This window comes from Rhodococcus coprophilus NBRC 100603, from assembly GCF_001895045.1.
Lineage (GTDB): Bacteria > Actinomycetota > Actinomycetes > Mycobacteriales > Mycobacteriaceae > Rhodococcus > Rhodococcus coprophilus.
The window spans coordinates 482,003-498,934 of sequence record NZ_BDAM01000001.1 but is presented as its reverse complement, the minus strand read 5'-3'; the positions used below and the strand labels follow the sequence as shown (position 1 = coordinate 498,934).

Annotated in this window: 18 protein-coding genes; 10 read left to right on the top strand and 8 right to left on the bottom strand. The window is 67.2% G+C overall.

Going from position 1 to position 16,932, the window contains the following annotated elements:
* The first annotated feature begins 11 nt into the window (after positions 1 to 11).
* Complete coding sequence (locus RDCOP1_RS02240; protein ID WP_072698428.1) at positions 12 to 569, top strand: dihydrofolate reductase family protein; 558 nt, start codon at positions 12 to 14, stop codon at positions 567 to 569.
* 73 nt (positions 570 to 642) lie between these two features.
* Here the strand turns inward: RDCOP1_RS02240 and RDCOP1_RS02235 are convergent, their stop codons facing one another.
* Together RDCOP1_RS02235 and RDCOP1_RS02230 are read right to left on the bottom strand one after the other, a co-directional pair.
* Positions 643 to 1,425 carry a peptidylprolyl isomerase gene (locus tag RDCOP1_RS02235; RefSeq protein WP_072698427.1) on the bottom strand — a complete coding sequence of 261 codons (783 nt, stop codon included), beginning with the start codon at positions 1,423 to 1,425 and terminating at the stop codon, positions 643 to 645.
* Positions 1,425 to 2,306, bottom strand: a complete 882-nt coding sequence (locus tag RDCOP1_RS02230; protein WP_072698426.1) for a peptidylprolyl isomerase — start codon at positions 2,304 to 2,306, stop codon at positions 1,425 to 1,427. The genes RDCOP1_RS02235 and RDCOP1_RS02230 overlap by 1 nt, the downstream gene beginning before the upstream one ends.
* Before the next feature lie 153 nt (positions 2,307 to 2,459).
* On the opposite strand from RDCOP1_RS02230, the gene RDCOP1_RS02225 reads away from it, so the two are divergent.
* From RDCOP1_RS02225 to RDCOP1_RS02215, 3 genes are read left to right on the top strand one after another with little or no spacing between them, the layout of a single operon-like run.
* Positions 2,460 to 3,143, top strand: a complete 684-nt coding sequence (locus tag RDCOP1_RS02225; RefSeq protein ID WP_197713486.1) for an MBL fold metallo-hydrolase — start codon at positions 2,460 to 2,462, stop codon at positions 3,141 to 3,143.
* A 50-nt stretch (positions 3,144 to 3,193) separates the two neighbouring features.
* Positions 3,194 to 4,468 (top strand): histidine--tRNA ligase, encoded by a 1,275-nt coding sequence (gene hisS / locus RDCOP1_RS02220; protein WP_072698424.1) that lies wholly within the window; start codon positions 3,194 to 3,196, stop codon positions 4,466 to 4,468.
* On the top strand, positions 4,428 to 5,129 hold the full coding sequence (locus RDCOP1_RS02215) for a hypothetical protein (protein WP_084722303.1): 702 nt from the start codon (positions 4,428 to 4,430) through the stop codon (positions 5,127 to 5,129). The genes hisS and RDCOP1_RS02215 overlap by 41 nt, the downstream gene beginning before the upstream one ends.
* A 61-nt stretch (positions 5,130 to 5,190) precedes the next feature.
* On the opposite strand, the gene RDCOP1_RS02210 is transcribed toward RDCOP1_RS02215, so the two are convergent.
* The 4 genes from RDCOP1_RS02210 to RDCOP1_RS02195 form a co-directional block, all read right to left on the bottom strand.
* On the bottom strand, positions 5,191 to 7,779 hold the full coding sequence (locus tag RDCOP1_RS02210) for a carboxylate--amine ligase/circularly permuted type 2 ATP-grasp protein (protein ID WP_231922951.1): 2,589 nt from the start codon (positions 7,777 to 7,779) through the stop codon (positions 5,191 to 5,193).
* 87 nt (positions 7,780 to 7,866) lie between these two features.
* Positions 7,867 to 8,928, bottom strand: a complete 1,062-nt coding sequence (locus RDCOP1_RS02205) for a YML083C domain-containing protein (protein ID WP_231922950.1) — start codon at positions 8,926 to 8,928, stop codon at positions 7,867 to 7,869.
* Positions 8,929 to 9,119: 191 nt separating this feature from the next.
* Complete coding sequence (locus tag RDCOP1_RS02200) at positions 9,120 to 9,455, bottom strand: type VII secretion target (protein ID WP_072698841.1); 336 nt, start codon at positions 9,453 to 9,455, stop codon at positions 9,120 to 9,122.
* A 151-nt stretch (positions 9,456 to 9,606) separates the two neighbouring features.
* Positions 9,607 to 10,914 carry an alpha-hydroxy-acid oxidizing protein gene (locus tag RDCOP1_RS02195; protein WP_072698423.1) on the bottom strand — a complete coding sequence of 436 codons (1,308 nt, stop codon included), beginning with the start codon at positions 10,912 to 10,914 and terminating at the stop codon, positions 9,607 to 9,609.
* A gap of 113 nt (positions 10,915 to 11,027) precedes the next feature.
* On the opposite strand from RDCOP1_RS02195, the gene RDCOP1_RS02190 reads away from it, so the two are divergent.
* The 3 genes from RDCOP1_RS02190 (at position 11,028) to RDCOP1_RS02180 (ending at position 13,430) form a co-directional block, all read left to right on the top strand.
* Complete coding sequence (locus tag RDCOP1_RS02190) at positions 11,028 to 12,059, top strand: Rv2578c family radical SAM protein (protein ID WP_072698840.1); 1,032 nt, start codon at positions 11,028 to 11,030, stop codon at positions 12,057 to 12,059.
* Between the two features lie 220 nt (positions 12,060 to 12,279).
* Positions 12,280 to 12,654, top strand: coding sequence for a VOC family protein (locus RDCOP1_RS02185; protein ID WP_072698422.1), 375 nt, complete (start codon positions 12,280 to 12,282; stop codon positions 12,652 to 12,654).
* A gap of 47 nt (positions 12,655 to 12,701) precedes the next feature.
* Positions 12,702 to 13,430 carry a GNAT family N-acetyltransferase gene (locus RDCOP1_RS02180; protein WP_169848799.1) on the top strand — a complete coding sequence of 243 codons (729 nt, stop codon included), beginning with the start codon at positions 12,702 to 12,704 and terminating at the stop codon, positions 13,428 to 13,430.
* A gap of 4 nt (positions 13,431 to 13,434) precedes the next feature.
* Here RDCOP1_RS02180 and RDCOP1_RS02175 read toward each other — a convergent pair whose 3' ends face one another.
* Both RDCOP1_RS02175 and RDCOP1_RS02170 read right to left on the bottom strand, forming a co-directional pair.
* Positions 13,435 to 13,875 carry an acyl-CoA thioesterase gene (locus tag RDCOP1_RS02175; RefSeq protein ID WP_072698420.1) on the bottom strand — a complete coding sequence of 147 codons (441 nt, stop codon included), beginning with the start codon at positions 13,873 to 13,875 and terminating at the stop codon, positions 13,435 to 13,437.
* Between the two features lie 66 nt (positions 13,876 to 13,941).
* A complete protein-coding gene (locus tag RDCOP1_RS02170) occupies positions 13,942 to 14,409 on the bottom strand; it encodes a MarR family winged helix-turn-helix transcriptional regulator (protein WP_072698419.1) in 468 nt (155 codons plus the stop codon).
* Positions 14,410 to 14,521: 112 nt separating this feature from the next.
* Between RDCOP1_RS02170 and RDCOP1_RS02165 the strand changes: the two genes are divergently transcribed.
* Genes RDCOP1_RS02165 through RDCOP1_RS02155 form a run of 3 tightly spaced genes read left to right on the top strand, consistent with a single transcriptional unit; the run spans position 14,522 to position 16,914 of the window.
* Positions 14,522 to 15,031: a VOC family protein gene (locus RDCOP1_RS02165; protein WP_072698418.1), complete on the top strand. Its 510-nt coding sequence runs from the start codon at positions 14,522 to 14,524 to the stop codon at positions 15,029 to 15,031.
* 54 nt (positions 15,032 to 15,085) lie between these two features.
* Positions 15,086 to 16,123 (top strand): pirin family protein, encoded by a 1,038-nt coding sequence (locus RDCOP1_RS02160; RefSeq protein WP_072698417.1) that lies wholly within the window; start codon positions 15,086 to 15,088, stop codon positions 16,121 to 16,123.
* On the top strand, positions 16,120 to 16,914 hold the full coding sequence (locus RDCOP1_RS02155) for a pirin family protein (protein WP_072698416.1): 795 nt from the start codon (positions 16,120 to 16,122) through the stop codon (positions 16,912 to 16,914). Before RDCOP1_RS02160 ends, RDCOP1_RS02155 begins: the two co-directional genes overlap by 4 nt.
* Positions 16,915 to 16,932: the final 18 nt, after the last annotated feature.

Here is a 16,932-nt window from a genome sequence, read left to right as displayed (position 1 = left end):
CAGGAGGCACGATGCGCACGCTCGCCGTCACCCAGAACATCACCCTCGACGGCTCGATCGAACTGCTCGACGGATGGTTCTCTCCGCCCACCGACGTCGACGCTGCCGATGATCTTCTCGAAGAATCGCGCAGGCAGGACAGTGCGTCCGACGCATTGCTGCTCGGACGCAGGACGTTCGAGGACTTCCGAAGCTACTGGCCGCTGCAGCACGACGATCCGACGGGCATCGCCGACTACCTCGACCGGGTGGACAAGTACGTCGTCTCGTCGACTCTCATCGAACCCGGGTGGGACAACACCACCGTCCTGGACGGGGACCCGGTCGAACAGGTTGCCGCACTGAAGGAGCGTCCCGGTCTCGACATCGTCGCGACGGGCAGTATCTCGTTGTGCCACAGCCTCATCGAAGCGGGCCTCGTGGACGAGTTCCGGATGTTCGTGTATCCGGCGGTACAGGGCCGGGGTCGCCGACTGTTCCCCGAGGGGTACTCCCGAGCGGGGCTGCGCCTGCTCGAATCGACCGCGTTCTCCGGAGACATCCTCTTCACCCGCTACGCCCCACCGTGACAGGCGTGAGACGCAACCGGTCGCCCGCCCCGACAAGGGAGCAGGCGACCGGTTGTCGTGTGAAACGGGAAGATCAGCCGGAGACGGCGACCGATTCGATCTGCACGCCCCGGTTCGGTGCGCCACCGCCGGCTGCCATCGAACCGTCGTCACCCTCGGCCGCGACCTCCTCGATCACGGCGAGTCCGGCCTCGTCCACGGTGCCGAACACGGTGTACGACGGCGGGAGCTGCGAATCCGCGTAGACCAGGAAGAACTGGCTGCCGTTGCTGCCGGGACGGCCCGTGTTGGCCATCGCGACGGTGCCGCGCGGGTAGATCACGGGCTGTCGCAGCTGGGCGTCACCCGGCTGGTAGAGATTCTCCGGGTATTCGGTGTCGAACCCGTATCCCGGCCCGCCCGTCCCGGTGCCGCTGGGGTCTCCGCACTGCAGCACCTGCAGACCCGGGGAGGTCACCAGCCGGTGGCACGGGGTGTCGTCGAAGTAGCCCTGCTCCGCAAGGGAGACGAAGCTGTTGACCGTGCACGGTGCTTCCGCCCGGTCGAGCTCGAGACCGATCGGTCCGACGCTGGTGGTCAGCGACACGCCGACGGTTCCTTCGGCGGGTACGTCGGTCGCAGCGGGAGCGCTCACATCACGGGAAGCGTCACCCGACGGGTTATAGGTGCACGACACCGGGTCTCCGCCCGTGGGACGCTCCGGCAGCGCGCCGGTGTATTCGGGCGACTGCGCCGTACCGCTCGCCGTGGCGGATCCGGACGTGGCGGTGGTGTCGTCACCTCCGTTGTCCGAACAACCGGTCAGGATCAGTGCGAGCCCCGCGCCGACGGCGAGGGTGGTGCGGAAGCGAGTCATCAGTCCATCCTGACCGACGTGAGTGTCGTCGTTGCGGCGGGGGCGCCGTCGGCGGTCCCGCCCGCGACGCCCGCTTCGGCGATCTTGTCGAGAGTGGCCAGCCCGGTCTCGTCGATCGTGCCGAACACCGTGTACTGCGGAGGAAGCACCGAATCTTCGTAGACCAGGAAGAACTGGCTGCCGTTCGTGCCGGGGCCGGCGTTGGCCATCGCCACCGTCCCGCGGGGGTAGATCACCGGCTCCTGTGACGCCGGGTCGTCCGCCGCGTACTGGTCGGTGGGGAATTCGTTCGCGAACTGGTAGCCCGGACCGCCGGAGCCGCTGCCCGTCGGGTCGCCGCACTGCAGGACCGCGAGAGACGGCGAGGTGGTCAGACGGTGGCAGTCCGTGCCGTCGAAGTAGCCCTGGCCCGCAAGCGACAGGAAGTTGTTGACCGTGCACGGCGACTCGTCGTTGTGCAGGATCAACCCGATGTTGCCCTGCGTTGTCTCCACGCTCACGCTGATATCGGTGTTGCTCTCACCGGTGGTCACGATGCCTTCGGTGCGCGGCGGCTCGACCGGTTTCGCCGCTTCCCTTCCGTCGACGGGATACTCGCAGTTCACCGTCTCGGGAAGAGGCTCGGAGCGACCCGCCGGCAGCGCCGGGTATTCGCTGTCGCCTTCGGTCGTCGTATCGGATGCGGACGCGTCCGTCGCCGCGTCGTCGCCACTTCCCGCGACAGCCCAGAGTGCGGCACCCGCCCCGACGACCACCACGATCCCGAGCGCCGACAGGGCGATCGTCATGCGGCGGCGCTTGCGCTCGCGTTCGGCCCTGCGCTCGAGCTGCCGTTCGAGTTTGCGTTTCGCGGCGTTACGCCGCTGTGCGTTGCTCGGCACTGCAGTTGTCCTCCCGTGACCCGATCGATCGATGGTGTGCCCGCGCTCCGGGGCCGAGTCGAGTTTGCCACCCCAACCTGAGAGCGAAAGGACGGGGCGCTGCGCCTACTCTGTAGGGGACCGCGAATACCCACACCCGTAGGAGCGATGCTCGTGCTCGTGACCGGATTCCCTGCCGGGATGTTCCAGACCAACTGCTACATCCTCGCGCAGGACAACGCGAAGGAGTGCGTCGTCGTCGATCCGGGGCAGGATGCCGCCGAGCCTTTGGTGGAATTCCTCATCGGCTCCGATCTCGCGCCGCGCGCCGTGCTGCTCACCCACGGCCATCTCGACCACATGTGGTCCGCGCAGGCCGTCGCGGATCGTTACGAGATCCCCGTATACATCCATCCCGGCGACCGCATGATGCTCACCGACCCGCTGCAGGGGATGGGATCGAGCCTCGCGCCCTTCCTCGACGGTGTGGAGTTCGTGGAGCCGCAGCAGGTCGTCGAGTTCGCCGACGGGGACGAGATCGAGCACGCCGGTATCGAGTTCGTGGTCGACCACACTCCCGGACACACCCAGGGCTCGGTGGTCCTCCGCACTCGCACGACCACCCCGGGCGGCGCCGAGTTGCAGGTCGCCGTCACCGGCGACACCCTGTTCCAGGGCTCGATCGGACGCACCGACCTTCCCGGGGGCAACCACGAACAGCTCCTGGATTCGATCGCGCGCAAGCTGCTCGTCCTCGACGACGCCACCGCGATTCTTCCCGGACACGGCGGATCCAGCACGATCGGGCAGGAACGGACGTCGAACCAGTTCCTCGTCGGTCTCCCGCAATCGCGCTGACGTCTCCGCGCCACCGGCACCACCGAACCCCTCGAGAGAAAGCAGTACCAGTGAGCAAGGCCTCTACGTTCTCGGCGCCCAAGGGTGTGCCCGATTACGTTCCCGCGCAGTCCGCCGAGTTCGTCGCGGTGCGCGACGGCTTGACCCGAGCTGCGCGACTCGCGGGATACGGACATATCGAGTTGCCGATCTTCGAGGACACCGGCCTGTTCGCGCGAGGTGTCGGCGAGTCCACCGACGTCGTCTCCAAGGAGATGTACACCTTCGCCGACCGCGGTGATCGTTCCGTCACCCTGCGTCCGGAGGGCACCGCCGGGGTGATGCGCGCGGTGATCGAGCACGGTCTCGATCGTGGGCAGTTGCCCGTCAAGTTGTCGTATGCGGGCCCGTTCTTCCGATACGAACGGCCGCAGGCCGGGCGGTACCGCCAGCTCCAGCAGGTGGGCGTCGAGGCCATCGGGGTGGACGATCCGGCGCTCGACGCCGAGGTCATCGCCATCGCCGACGCCGGATTCCGCAGCCTCGGTCTCGACGGTTTCCGGCTCGAGATCACCTCGCTCGGTGACGGCACCTGCCGTCCGCAGTATCGGGAACTGTTGCAGCAGTTCTTGTTCGGCCTCCCTCTCGACGAGGAGACCCGTCGGCGCGCCGAGATCAACCCGCTGCGCGTGCTCGACGACAAGCGGCCCGACGTCAAAGCCATGACCGCGGACGCGCCCTTGATGCTCGATCACCTCTCCGACAGCGCGAAGGCGCATTTCGACGAGGTCCTCTCTCATCTCGACGCGCTCGGTGTCCCGTACGTCGTCAATCCGCGCATGGTCCGCGGACTCGACTACTACACGAAGACGACCTTCGAGTTCGTCCACGACGGACTGGGCGCCCAGTCGGGCATCGGTGGTGGTGGCCGGTACGACGGTCTGATGGAACAACTCGGTGGTCAGGCTCTGTCCGGCATCGGATTCGGGCTGGGCGTCGACCGCACGATCCTGGCTCTCGCCGCCGAGGGCAAGACCGCCGGCAATCCCGCCCGGTGCGAGGTGTACGGGGTGCCGATGGGTGACGCCGCGAAAGCTGCCCTCGTTCCGGTCGCGCACCGCCTTCGTGCCGCAGGCATCCGCGTCGACCTGGCCTACGGAGGTCGCGGTGTCAAGGGCGCGATGAAAGCCGCGGACAAGTCCGGGGCCGTGGTCGCGCTGGTCCTGGGGGAGCGCGAACTCGAAGCCGGGGAGATCGTGATCAAGGATCTCCGCAACGGTGAACAGCAGACCGTTCCGTTGGCCGATGTCGTCGCACGCGTGGGTGAGGTCGTTGCCGGCGGATGACGGGCGGGGCGGCGCTGCCGCGGGGGGCCGGGACGGTTCGCCCGCAGCGGTATCGCTCGACCTGATCCCGGCGCGTCTGCTGCGTCCCCGCGTTCGGAAGGTCGAACTGGCGACTTTCGCGATCGGCTTCCTCGTGGGGATCCTCGTCTACCTCATCGCCCCGTTGTGGGTGGCCGTGCTGGTGGGAGTGCTCGTCGCAGGGCCGCCGACGATCAGCGCATTCGTTGCGACCCACCGTCATCTGCGGATCGAGGGCACCGTCGTCACGGTCTCGGGCATGTTCCGTTCCCGCAGCGTCGACCTCCGGCAACTCGCGGGGGTCGAACTCCTGGTGCGGGTGGGCCGCGTATCGCAAGCGATTCTGCGGGTGAACGACGGACACCACGGACTGGTGACCGTTCCGCTCGCGCTGTACGCAGGCGAGGGAGGACGGGAACTCGACGTGCTCGCGCTACGCACCCTCGCCAATGCGCTTGCCGCAAGCGAACTGGCTCCCGCCGCCGCGATCTCGTCGGTGCTGGTCGAGCAACTCCGAGCCGAGGCCCGGGGCGCGGGGCTCGGCGAACGCCCGCTCTACCGGGCGATCTCACTGGCGCGGGACGCAGGTCGCGTGCCGCAGACCACGCTCACCGATCACGAGGTCGCGTCGCTCGTCGACTGAGGTCGCGGAGACTTCCGACGCAGCAGGTCGCGGGACCCGGTGGGCACGGAGACCGCCGGTGTCACCCCTCCGGAGGTTCGAGAATCCAGGTGTCCTTGGTTCCACCCCCGCGACTCGAATCGACGACCGCACTTCCCGTCGGGGCCACACGGGTGAGCAGCGCCGGTGCCACCTCCGCCCTCACCGACGTTCTGTCGGGTCGCAGATATACGAATGCGCGCAGATCGACGTGGCGAGGGTACAGGCCGTCTCCGTCGAAGGTGGGGTGAGTGGACGTCGTCACCAACTCGTGAGCGACGAAACGCTCGGGGTGGGTGAGCAATTCGAGGTGTCGCCGTTCGAGTTCGGCCGAACCTGCCTCGGGACCGACCATGATCTCCGCTCCGTCGCCACCGTCGACGGGCCTGACGACGAGTTCGTCGAGACGAGTCAGAACGTGGTCACGCTGGGCAGGATCGGCGCACACCCAGGTGAACACTTGGTCGAGCAGCGGTCGCTGGCCGAGGTAGTACTCGATCATCGCGGGCACGTACCGGTACACGGACCTGTCGTCACCGACCCCGTTGCCCAGCGCATTGGCGAGGGTGAGAGTGCCCGCACGGACGGCCCCGAGCAGTCCGGACCGCAACGGACGTCCGTCGTAACCGGTCGACGACAGCAACGTCTCCTCGTCGATCCGGCTGTACAGCACGTCCACGCGCGTGAACGACGGTCCGTGCTGGATGTAGACGACGTCGTCGCGCACGACCAGTTCGTCCGTCTGCACCAGTTCGACTCCGGCGCGGTCGGCGAGCATCACGTGTTCGAACCATCCCGGGTCCCGTGCGCCGGCGTCGAGTACCGCAACGGTGACCTCGTCGCCCGCTGCCGGCGGGGCGGCGTCGGCGAGGGTCCGGAAGATCAGCTCGGGTGTGCCGTCGACGCCGACGATCCCGGTCGCCGGCCAGAGGTCGCCCAGGAAACGCTGCGTCATCGCCCGGTGCGCCAGCGCATATCCGATCCCGGTGGGGTTGCGGAGGTGATCTTCGAGCACGACGAAGCGATCCGGTCCTGTGCACGCCAGATCCACTGCGGCAACGTGCGCGCGTACTGCGCGACCGTGCGACGCGTCGCCGGTGCTGCGGTAGCCGCGGGCGAGATCGAGTACCTCCGGTGGGAGCACGCCGGCCGCGAGGATTTCCCTGCGGCCGTAGATGTCGACGAGAAAAGCGTTCAGGGCGGTCACGCGCTGCTCGAGCGCGCGTTGGAGCCCCTGCCACGCCGCGGCGGTGACGATCCTGGGCACCACGTCCATCGGGAACGGCTGCGGACTGCCCTCACCTCTGGGGCGGAAGGTGACTTTCTCTGCACTCTGCGTTTGCGCGATCGCGTCCTGCGACATTCGCAGCGTCGTGGCGCCGAGACGCGCCAGCGATTGCAGCGGGCGCAGGTAGTGGGATCGCGGCACACCATCGCTGCCGATCGCCTCGTCGTACGGCGCCCTATGGCGCGTCGGTGGGTAACCGTGCAGCAGCGCGCACTGCGAGCCGCCTCCCGGGTAGGACGGTTCGGCGTGACCGGCGGTCTCGGCGAGCAGGTGATCGACGACGTCGGTCATCTTGCCGCGGCGCCGCAGCACCCTGCGCTGCCGAGCGGAAGAACTCCCGCGCTCGACGGCGTCCGCAGCGAGCTGTGTGACGAGTTCCCAATCACCGTTGTCTTCCAGTTGCGGCCGTACCGTGGCGAGGAAGCGGGCGAGAATGTCCGCGGCAGGACGGGGGAGTGAGGCGTCGAGATCGACGAGGTCGCCTTCCACACCGCTGCGCGCGGCGCGCCACATCGCCGCCCGCACGAGGGTCGGTGACGGCACCGGCGGTGGGTCTCCGGCGCGTACCACCGCGACCTCCCGGTCGACGAGGGCACGGTAGAGGCCCGTCACGAGCGTGATCGTGTCGACGGAGGGGCAGCTGTCGCACACGCGCAGTTCGAGGGTGGGCAGGTGCGACGAAGGGCGCACATCGAAATACACCATCCCCGGGTCGGTGATCGCTCCGCTCGACACCAGGTCGGCGACCAGCCGGTCGTACTCGGCGGCTGACGACACCGGCGGGGAGGGCCCGGTGGTGGGCCACCGGATCCACATCAGCGGCCGGACACTGGCGTATCCGGTGTCGGAACCGTCGGGCCAGAACGGGGAGCTCGCGCTGAGGGCGAGGAACAGTGGCAGATGCGGCGTGATCCGGTGGGCGACTCGCACCGCTTCGTCGCGGTCGGAGATCTCCACGTGGACCTGGGTGCCACAGATGAGTTGTTCACGGGCAAGGAGTTGGTACTCGGTGAGCATGCGGTGGAACCGGGGAGTATCGCTGACGCGTATTTCTTCCGGCACGCCCAAGGGGGCCGAGCCCGCCGCGGCGACTCCCAGACCCATCGTGGCCGCCGTAGACACCAGCAGGGCACGCTTGGCCTTCAGGTCGGTCCGCAAGGCGGCGAGGTCGGTGTGGACCGTACTGTTGGCCTCCACCACACACCGCTGCATCTCGGCGACGAAACCGACGTCGGACAGCCGGGCGAGCAGTTGGGGTGCTCGCGGGGCGAGACGTCTTGTCCTCACGTCGATGAGCTGGAATTCCTCTTCGACGCCGATCTTCCTCGGATGGACATCGACCACTCTGACGACGGTACGCGAGAGCGGGGCTTCCCCGGCTGTGCTTCGGAAACCGGCCGAGTCACGAACCGGGGACGCCCCGACGGCATGTCACCAGGCTGGATCTCCCCCGATCACAGCTGGCGTGACCAGCGGTAGATCACCCACGACGTCCGTGCTCGTCGCTGCGGCGACGAGGAATCCGGGGGTCGACCGGTGAGAGTCGTCGACGTCCTGTCGCGCGCCGGCGCCGACAGGCAGGGCGCCGAGGGCCGGTCCGCGCCCCGCGGTGCCCGGCGTGCCCGTTCCTGGTGCGCCCGTTCCCGCTGTGCCCGGCACCCCCGCTCCCGTGGACGGAACGGCGGAGACCGGGAGGGCCGAACCCAGGCCGGTCTGGCCGAGGCCGGAAAGTCCGTGGCCTGCCCCGGCCGGCGCCGCGAACGACGAGGAGATACCGACTCCGGCAGCAGCGCTCGGCATCGTCTGTGCCAGGGGGTGTGCCCCGGGGGTGGGCGGCGCATACGAGGCCGGCGAGGTGGAGGCTTCGCCATCTGGGGCGGCAGAGCCTGCCATCGTGGTCACCGCTCCCGTGACCGTCGAGACGGCGTCGGTCGCGACGCCGGAGAGCACCCGAGGGTCGGCGAGGACCGTCGACACGGGGGCGGGCACGGGAACAGGCGTGGTCAGCGCACTCATCGTTCCGGTGTGTACCGTCAGTTCGCCGCGGGTTCGTGCAACGACGGCGAGAGCGGCATGCAGATGCTCGACCGCGGAGGCAAGTAGAGCGGCCTGACCCACCGGCGTGATCGCCGCAGGTGCAGCCGCGACCGCGATCGAGACGAAAGAGCTTGCGATACCGGTCAGCTCGACATTCCCTCGCTCCACGGTGGCGGTCGCCGCACGGGTCACGTCGCCGATGCGGTCGCCGCGGTCGGCGAGTTCGATGGTCGCCTGCCGGGCGCGGATGCCGTGGTCGGCCGCGGCCTCAGCGGTGGCGCCCTCCCACGAATCCGGAAGAGCATGAAGTGCGCTGCGCCCCAACGCGGTCGCGGATTCGAGAAGCCGTGATGCCTGCTGCAGCACGGCGGTGGGGTCGAGCGCGTCGACGATTCCTGTGCCGAAGAGTGACCCGAGTTCGGTGAGCGGCCGCAGCAACTCCTGGATCTCAGGCATGACCGGAACCGGAATCGATTGCAGGAGTTCGGTGATGGCATTCGTGTCGGGCAACAGCGGGAACTGACCCGAGAACACTGTAGGGCCGGAAATCGCCGGCAGGGGTACGTCCAGAACCGGTCCGACGGGAGACGCACGGAGAGCGTCGAGCACTGTCGGGGACGTCGGGGGAGGAGCTTGCACGACCTGGTTCACAGCGCCCCCGTCGTGTGCGCGAGTGCGTCGGCGGTTGCGGCATCGGCGTTCTCGTAACCGGTCGCCGCCTCGTGCGCGGCAAAACCGCAGGACCCGTATGCGAGAGCGAGCCGGCCGACCGCCCGGCTGTGTTCGGATTGTGCGGCACCGAAGACGGCGAGGAACTCCGCGCCGATCAACCCGAGAGCGGGGCTGAGCGAAGCGATGTTCGCCTGAAGGTCGATCGCCCCGGCGCGCGCGACATTCTCGGCCGCGGTCAGATTGGTCGTACCGAACGCTCTGATTCCATCGGGAACCACCCGGATTTCGGCACCGTGAAACAAACCGCTCATCGAACCCCCCTCGAAGATCAGTGTGCCGAGCACTGTAGCTCGAGGCGCCGACGTCGGCGACACGACGTGACGACCGTTCGGACACCGCACATCTCGCGCCCAGGACTCGAGCCAGGGGAGCCGGTGCTGTGCCGAACCCGTCCGGGGCCGATCACAGTGACGGGTTGGGGCGGACGAACCGTTCGTCGATGTCGCGCACCGATCGCGCTCCTGCCAGCGCCATGGTGAGGTCGAACTCGGCGACGACGTTGCGGATGACCTCCTCGACGCCCCGCTGCCCCGCAACCGCCAGCCCGTACATGTAGGGCCGGCCGAGCAGCACCGCGTCGGCACCGAGCGCGAGAGCGACGAACACATCGGATCCGCTTCGTATCCCGCTGTCCAGCAACAGGGTAGGTTCCCGCCCCACAGCGGCCCGGATCTCGGGCAATGCGTCCAGCGACGCGATCGATCCGTCGATCTGGCGGCCGCCGTGGTTCGACACGACCATCGCGTCGACGCCGAGATCGACGGCGCGGCGAGCATCGTCGGGATGCAGGATCCCTTTGAGCACGATCGGAAGCTTCGTGCGGTCGCGAAGGGTTGCGAGATGTTCCCAGCTCAGCCCGGGATTCGAGTAGATGTCGAGGAGCGTTTCCGCGGCGGCGCGCGGCACCGGGGAACGCAGGTTGTCGAGGAACCTTCCCGGATGGTTGCGAGTCATCGAGATCAGCGTGCGGATCGCGCCCAGCGTGACGTCGGGCCGCTCCGTGACCGCATTCCGGGCGGCGTCGATCCGCTGCCGGACGATCTCGAGGAAGCGCGGATCCGACGTGTACTGAGCGATGCCCTCGCCCCGCGCGAACGGCAACGAACCGAGATTCAGATCCTGGGGACGCCACCCGAGCATCGTCGTGTCGAGCGTGACCACGACGGCTCCTGCGGCGGCGGCTTCGGCCCTTCGGAGCAGGCTGTCGACGAGATCCTCGTCGGAACTCCAGTACAGCTGGAACCAGCGCGGAGCCGTGCCCATCGCGGCGGCGCACTCCTCCATCGGGCTGCAACCCTGATTGGAGAAGATGTACGGAACACCCGTCGCGGCCGCCGCCCGGGCGATCGACAGGTCGCTGCCGCGCGCCATCAGTGCTCCGGCGCCCACCGGGGCGAGCAGCAGCGGCGACGACAACGACGTGCCCACCACCGTCGTAGTCAGATCGCGCTCGGTTACCCCGTGCGCCATGCGCGGGACGATCGCCCAGCGGTCGAACGCACGCCGGTTGTTGCGCATCGTGCGTCCTTCACCGGCGCCGCCGGCCACATACGCCCAGGCTCGTTTCGAACTGGCGCGCCGCGCGGCGCGTTCGAGGTCGCCGAATGCGGTGGGCACCGCGGGGCGACGGCCGAGCGCGCCGTTGCGGTAGACCACACCTTGTCGGTCTCGGCCGGGGCCTGCGGTCGCGGGAACGGCGGTTTCGGTCACGGGTTTCCTTCCCTCGGCACAGTGGTGCACAGATCCTTCCCTACCACCCGGCATCAGGGAACCTCATCCCGTTCCGCATTGACACGCGATCGCACACATGTTCGACTGTGTTCATGCGGTGGGCAGCTCAGGCGGTGGACGCGGACGACGGCGCTCTTCCCGGTCTGGACCGGGCGGGGCTCGTGCGGAGCGTGCAGACGCCGGAGTTCGAGGGCATCACCTTCCACGAGGTGTTGTGCAAGAGCGCACTGAACAAGACTCCGGACGCATCCCGGTTGCCCTTCCGGTACACCGTGAACACGTTCAGGGGTTGCAGTCACGCGTGCCGTTACTGTTTCGCCCGTCCGACGCACGAATATCTCGATCTCGACGCCGGGCACGACTTCGACAGCCAGTTGGTGGTCAAGACGAATGTGGCCGCGGTGCTGCGCCGCGAACTCGCGCGCCGATCGTGGACCCGGGAGCACGTCGCGCTGGGCACCAATACCGATCCGTATCAGCGTGCGGAGGGCCGCTATCGGCTCATGCCGGGCGTGATCCGGGCACTCGCCGAGTCGGGCACGCCGTTCTCGATTCTCACCAAAGGCACGTTGTTACGGCGCGATCTGCCGCTGTTGTCGCTGGCGGCCCAGCAGGTCGAGGTGCGCACCGCAGTGTCCCTTCCGATCGTCGATCACGACCTGCAACAGCAGATCGAGCCCGGAACCCCTTCTCCCAAGGCGCGTCTGGAGCTGGTGCGCGCGATCACCGGCATTGGGCTGTCGTGTCACGTGATGATCGCGCCGGTCATCCCGTTCCTCACCGATTCGAGCCGGCACCTCGACGAACTGCTGGGGTCCGTGGCGGCGGCCGGGGCGTCGTCCGTGACCGTGATACCGATGCATCTGCGTGGTTCCACCCGGGGGTGGTTCCTGTCGTGGTTGTCGGAGCAACACCCGGCGTTGGTACGGCGGTATCGCGCTCTGTACGGACGCGGCGCATACGTCACGCCGGAATACTCCCGATGGCTCGATGCCCGGGTAGCGCCCTTGATCCAGCGCTACGGTCTCGGGGGCGAGAAGTCGGAACACCGGGAAATTCCGAGTGCCCCGGATGAGCGTCGTCGCGAACCGATCGACGCCCTCGGCGCTCCCACATTGTTCTGACGGATTTCTTCCGGAAGCTGTCGTCCGAGAAAACTGCGGTGTAGCCTCTTGCGCGTGAACACCGGGCCGGCGTCATGCCACACACGGATTGGTGATCCGGTGGAGTTCTGACTTCCTCCGCGGCACCCGACCGGTGCCGCCGCAGAGATGTTCGGGCTCCGCCTCGTTTCGTGAAGCAAAGCGCAAGTGCTCCACTCCACGAATCGAAAGAGAGATCCACATGTCCGTATCGTTCAACCACACCATTATCGCGTCGAAGGACCGTGCCCGTTCGGCCGCGTTCTTTCGCGATCTGCTCGAACTCGGTGAAGCGCCCTCCTGGGGTGTGTTCACCAATATCGTCCTCGACGACGGGGTCCTCCTCCAGTTCGCCGAACCCCCGGTCGATATCCAGATGCAGCACTACGCCTTTCTTGTCGACGACGAACTGTTCCGACGCGCATACGCGAGATTGATCGAGGCCGATATCGATCATTGGGCCGATCCGCAGATGCGTCGCAAGGGCGAATGCAATTCCGGACACGGCGGACGAGGGGTGTACTTCTTCGATCCTCCGGGCCACGCCATCGAGCTGATCACCCGTCCGTATCTGTAACCTCAGGGAGCGTATCGAGCCGCGATCCGCCCGAGATGGAGAGTGCGATGACCGAAACGAATGTGGCGGGAGGAATTCCTCTCCGTATCGTCGATGTCGGTGAGCTTCCCGAATCGGCGCTCGACGAGTTCTACGACGACGTACTGACCCCGTCGTTCCCGGACGAAGAACTCCTCATGCCCGACGAGCTGTCCCGCGCGCTCGCCGATCCCGAACCACGCATGTTCGCCTCCGTCGCCCTGACCGAACGCAACGAGGTCGTGGGTGGTGTTGTCGGTCAATGGTTCCCGGAGTGCAAGGTGATCCTGACGGTGTACCTCGCGACCCACCCGGGACGGCGGGGCGGCGGCATCGGCCGCCGGATCCTGCGCACGGTCATGGAGGAGTGGACGCGTCGCTTCGATCCGCTCCTCGTTCTCGGCGAGGTGGAGGATCCCCGTCGCCATCGCGATCGGGGTTTCGGCGATCCGGGGCGGCGGCTGGCGTTCTATGCGACCGAGGGCGCACGCGTGATCGATGTGCCTTATTTCCAGCCGCGCCTGCGACCCGATGAGTCGCGAGTCCCGGATCTGCTGCTCATGACGTTCGCCGTCCACGACCGGTTCCGGCTCGGATCCACGGTGGATTCGGCGCCGGTGCGATGCTTCCTGGAGAAGAATCTCCTCGCGAGCGAAGGAGCGATCGGCGACGATTCCGAAACCGAGGCGCTCTGGCAGGCGCTGGACGGCCCGGTCGTGGCGCTGCTCGACCCGGACACCGTGCTCGGTGAACTCTGAGCCCCTATGCGGGAAGGTCGAGCTGGAACTTCTCCAGGACGGTTCGCGCGTCGTCGGTGATCGGACGGCTGCCACCCGCGATCGCGGTGCTCACGTCCACCGAATCGGCGAGCGCGACGCAGCGGTCGTGCTGGAAGAGCGCCGAGCCCACGATCAGGGACGACGTGCCGACGCGCAGCACTCCCGTCGCAACGACGACCTCGTGGGGATAGAAGACCTCGGCGAGGTAGTCGATCTCGATGCGCGCGAGGACTGCGCGTTCGAACAGGGGCACGCCGCGTGACGGTGCGATGGCCTCCATGATCATCACGCGGGCTTGTTCGAAATAGCGCGCGATCGAAATGTTGTTGATGTGCCCGAGTGCGTCGGTGTCACTGAACAGTGTCGTGAGCGTGCGCTGTATGGGGTAGAGGTCGAGCGAGGTGCGTCGCGGATCGTGGCGCATCGGTTACCGCCTTGATGTTTTCGGGTCTGTGGCGTACTCAACGTAGCCGCACTCACGGACGGGCTGTCAGGAGGGGCGGCGACGTTCGAGCAGGCGAGTGCGCATTTCGGTGAACGCGTTGCCCATCGCCGTGACCTCTTCGGGAGTGAGTGCGTCGAACATGCCCTCCCGCACCGCCGCCACGTGGCCGGGGCTCGCGTCGGCGAGGACGGACGAGCCCTTCGCGGACAACTCCGCCCAGGCGCCGCGTTTGTCGGACTTGCACCCGGTGCGGCGCACCCACCCGGCGTTTTCCATCCGCGAGATCGCGCGCGTGATGCCACTGCGGGTCGTCGTGCTCGCGTCGGCGAGGTCGCTCATCCTCATTCGGGTATCGGGTGCTTCGGAAAGAAGGACCAGGATCTCGTAGTCGGCGAAGGAGATGCCTGCATCGCGGAGCAGTTGCCTGTCCAGCTCACGGAACAACATGCGCGTCACGTCCAGATAGGACCGCCACAGCACTTGTTCCTCGTCGCTCAGCCATTTCTTCGTCATGACCTGCAGTCTAACGCAAGTAGTTGACTGTGCAACGAAATTTGTGTCACTCTGGTTGCGGAATCGACGAAGTGCCCCGGCGCAGCATCGCCGGTGGACGGAGGAGGTCGGGATGACCGGCAACGACAACATCGATGCGGCGGAGGAGTTCGAACGCCGGCGCGCCCGGATCCGGACCCGCTACCTCGCACCGACGGATACCAGACCCCCGTCGTCGGCGCGGGGCCTGCACCACACCGCCCTCGTGAGCAGCGACGTCGAGCGCACGGTGCAGTTCTACCAAGGACTGCTCGAGTTTCCACTCACCGAACTGATCGAGAATCGGGACTATCCGGGGTCCTCACACTTCTTCTTCGATATCGGGAACCGGAACCTGCTGGCGTTCTTCGATTTTCCCGGCCTCGACCTCGGTCCGTACCAGGAAGTTCTGGGAGGGCTGCATCATGTCGCGATCAGTGTGGAACCCGAACGCTGGAACCGTCTGCGCGACAGACTGATCGAAGCCGGGATCGAACTCGTCGAGCACTCCGAGGTGTCCCTGTATTTCCGGGATCCGGACGGGGCGCGACTCGAACTGATCGCCGATCCGCTCGGCGAAATGTACGGGTCCACAGTGCTCTGACAAGCGCCCCCACCGCACATTCTCGTCCGTCCCCGATCGGAGTCACCGAAGCCCATGAGCAACATCGACACAGATCCCGACGAAATCCGTTGTCGTGCCGACGATCTCCCTGTCGGCGACGTGCGGCACCCCTACGTCGAGATCATCACCTCACGTGAGGTCCCGCTCGGCGGTCCCCGCGCCATGTCCGTCCGCCGCACGTTGCCGCAGCGGCAGCGCTCGCTTATCGGAGCATGGTGCTTCGTGGACCACTACGGTCCGGACGATGTCGTGTCGACCGGAGGAATGGACGTCGCACCGCACCCCCACACCGGGTTGCAGACCGTCTCGTGGCTGTTCACCGGCGAGATAGAACACCGCGACAGCCTCGGAGTCCACGCGATCGTCCGGCCGGGGGAGGTCAACCTCATGACCGGCGGGCACGGCATCTGTCATTCGGAAGTCTCGACACCCGGTACCTCGACCCTGCACGGTGTGCAACTGTGGGTGGCCCTGCCCGACGCCGCCCGGAACACGCCGCGCGACTTCCAGCACTATGTGCCGCCCACCACCGAACTCGGTGGTGGCGCGAGGGCACGCGTGTTTCTCGGTAACCTCGCGGGATCGACGTCGCCGGTCACCACCTTCAGCCCGCTGCTCGGGGCCGAGATCGTCGTCGAACCCGGAGCGACCGTCGCCCTCGACGTCGATCCCGGCTACGAACACGGGCTGCTCGTCGACACCGGATCGGTGGCGCTGTCGGATACACCCTTGTCTCGTGGTGAACTCGGCTATGTCGGCACCGGTGTCTCCTCACTGACGATCACCGGCGCCGGCGCCGGCGACGCACCCGCCCGGCTGATCCTTCTCGGCGGCAAGCCGTTCGGTGAGGAGATCGTCATGTGGTGGAACTTCGTCGGCCGCGACCACGACGAGATCGCCGCCTTCCGCGACGAATGGGAGCGCGAATCCGAACGCTTCGGGCGGGTGGAGGGTTACGTGGGCGCCGTCTCGCGCCTGCCCGCTCCGCAGCTACCGCACGCCCGCATTCGCCCTCGTCGCAATCCCCCCACCGAGAACCCCCAGCGCTCCACCCAGGAAGAGACACGATGAGTACCACACCGCACGACACCGTTCTCGACGTCCGGCGCGCGGACGCCCGCGACAAGACGAGGATCGGATGGCTCGATTCCAAGCACTCGTTCTCGTTCGGCCACCACTACGACCCGGCCAACACCCACCACGGGGTGCTCATGGTCAACAACGACGACATCGTCGCGCCGGGAACGGGTTTCGATACCCATCCGCACCAGGACATGGAAATCGTGACATGGGTGCTCGAGGGCTCCCTCGTCCATCAGGATTCGACGGGAAACTCCGGCGTTCTCTATCCCGGTCTGGCCCAGCGCATGAGTGCCGGCACAGGAATCCTCCATTCCGAGAAGAACGACTCGTGGCGCTTCGACGGTGCAGCCGGCATCCACGCCGATCGCCACGACAACCCCGTCCATTTCATCCAGATGTGGGTTCTGCCAGACGAATCCGGCATCACCCCCGGATACGAGCAACTCGAGATCGACCACGAACTGCTCGCGGGTGGACTGGTGCCGGTCGCATCCGGAATGAAGGCCTACGCCGACCACTCCGCGATCCGCATCCGCAACAAATATGCCGCCATGCACGTCGCACGAGTGCAGCCCGGACAGCCGGTTTCCCTCCCCGACGCCCCCTATCTGCACGTCTTCGTCGCGCGCGGCGAGGCGGCACTCGAGGGCGCCGGTCCTCTGGCGGAAGGTGACGCCGTACGGATCAGCGGCGGCGGGGGGCAGATGCTCACGACAGCCACCGGCGCCGAGGTCATCGTGTGGGAAATGCACGCCACCCTGGGGCAGGCCGGGAGATAGCGCAGCGCTCCCTGTTGC

Coding starts and splice junctions, on each gene's coding strand:
- RDCOP1_RS02235 (WP_072698427.1), bottom strand. CDS start 1,425: ATGACTCGCTTCCGCACCACCCTCGCCGTCGGCGCGGGGCTCGCACTG.
- RDCOP1_RS02170 (WP_072698419.1), bottom strand. CDS start 14,409: ATGACGAAGAAATGGCTGAGCGACGAGGAACAAGTGCTGTGGCGGTCC.
- RDCOP1_RS02165 (WP_072698418.1), top strand. CDS start 14,522: ATGACCGGCAACGACAACATCGATGCGGCGGAGGAGTTCGAACGCCGG.
- RDCOP1_RS02190 (WP_072698840.1), top strand. CDS start 11,028: ATGCGGTGGGCAGCTCAGGCGGTGGACGCGGACGACGGCGCTCTTCCC.
- RDCOP1_RS02200 (WP_072698841.1), bottom strand. CDS start 9,455: ATGAGCGGTTTGTTTCACGGTGCCGAAATCCGGGTGGTTCCCGATGGA.
- RDCOP1_RS02175 (WP_072698420.1), bottom strand. CDS start 13,875: ATGCGCCACGATCCGCGACGCACCTCGCTCGACCTCTACCCCATACAG.
- RDCOP1_RS02205 (WP_231922950.1), bottom strand. CDS start 8,928: ATGCCTGAGATCCAGGAGTTGCTGCGGCCGCTCACCGAACTCGGGTCA.
- RDCOP1_RS02160 (WP_072698417.1), top strand. CDS start 15,086: ATGAGCAACATCGACACAGATCCCGACGAAATCCGTTGTCGTGCCGAC.
- RDCOP1_RS02155 (WP_072698416.1), top strand. CDS start 16,120: ATGAGTACCACACCGCACGACACCGTTCTCGACGTCCGGCGCGCGGAC.
- RDCOP1_RS02240 (WP_072698428.1), top strand. CDS start 12: ATGCGCACGCTCGCCGTCACCCAGAACATCACCCTCGACGGCTCGATC.
- RDCOP1_RS02185 (WP_072698422.1), top strand. CDS start 12,280: ATGTCCGTATCGTTCAACCACACCATTATCGCGTCGAAGGACCGTGCC.
- RDCOP1_RS02215 (WP_084722303.1), top strand. CDS start 4,428: ATGTCGTCGCACGCGTGGGTGAGGTCGTTGCCGGCGGATGACGGGCGG.
- RDCOP1_RS02180 (WP_169848799.1), top strand. CDS start 12,702: ATGACCGAAACGAATGTGGCGGGAGGAATTCCTCTCCGTATCGTCGAT.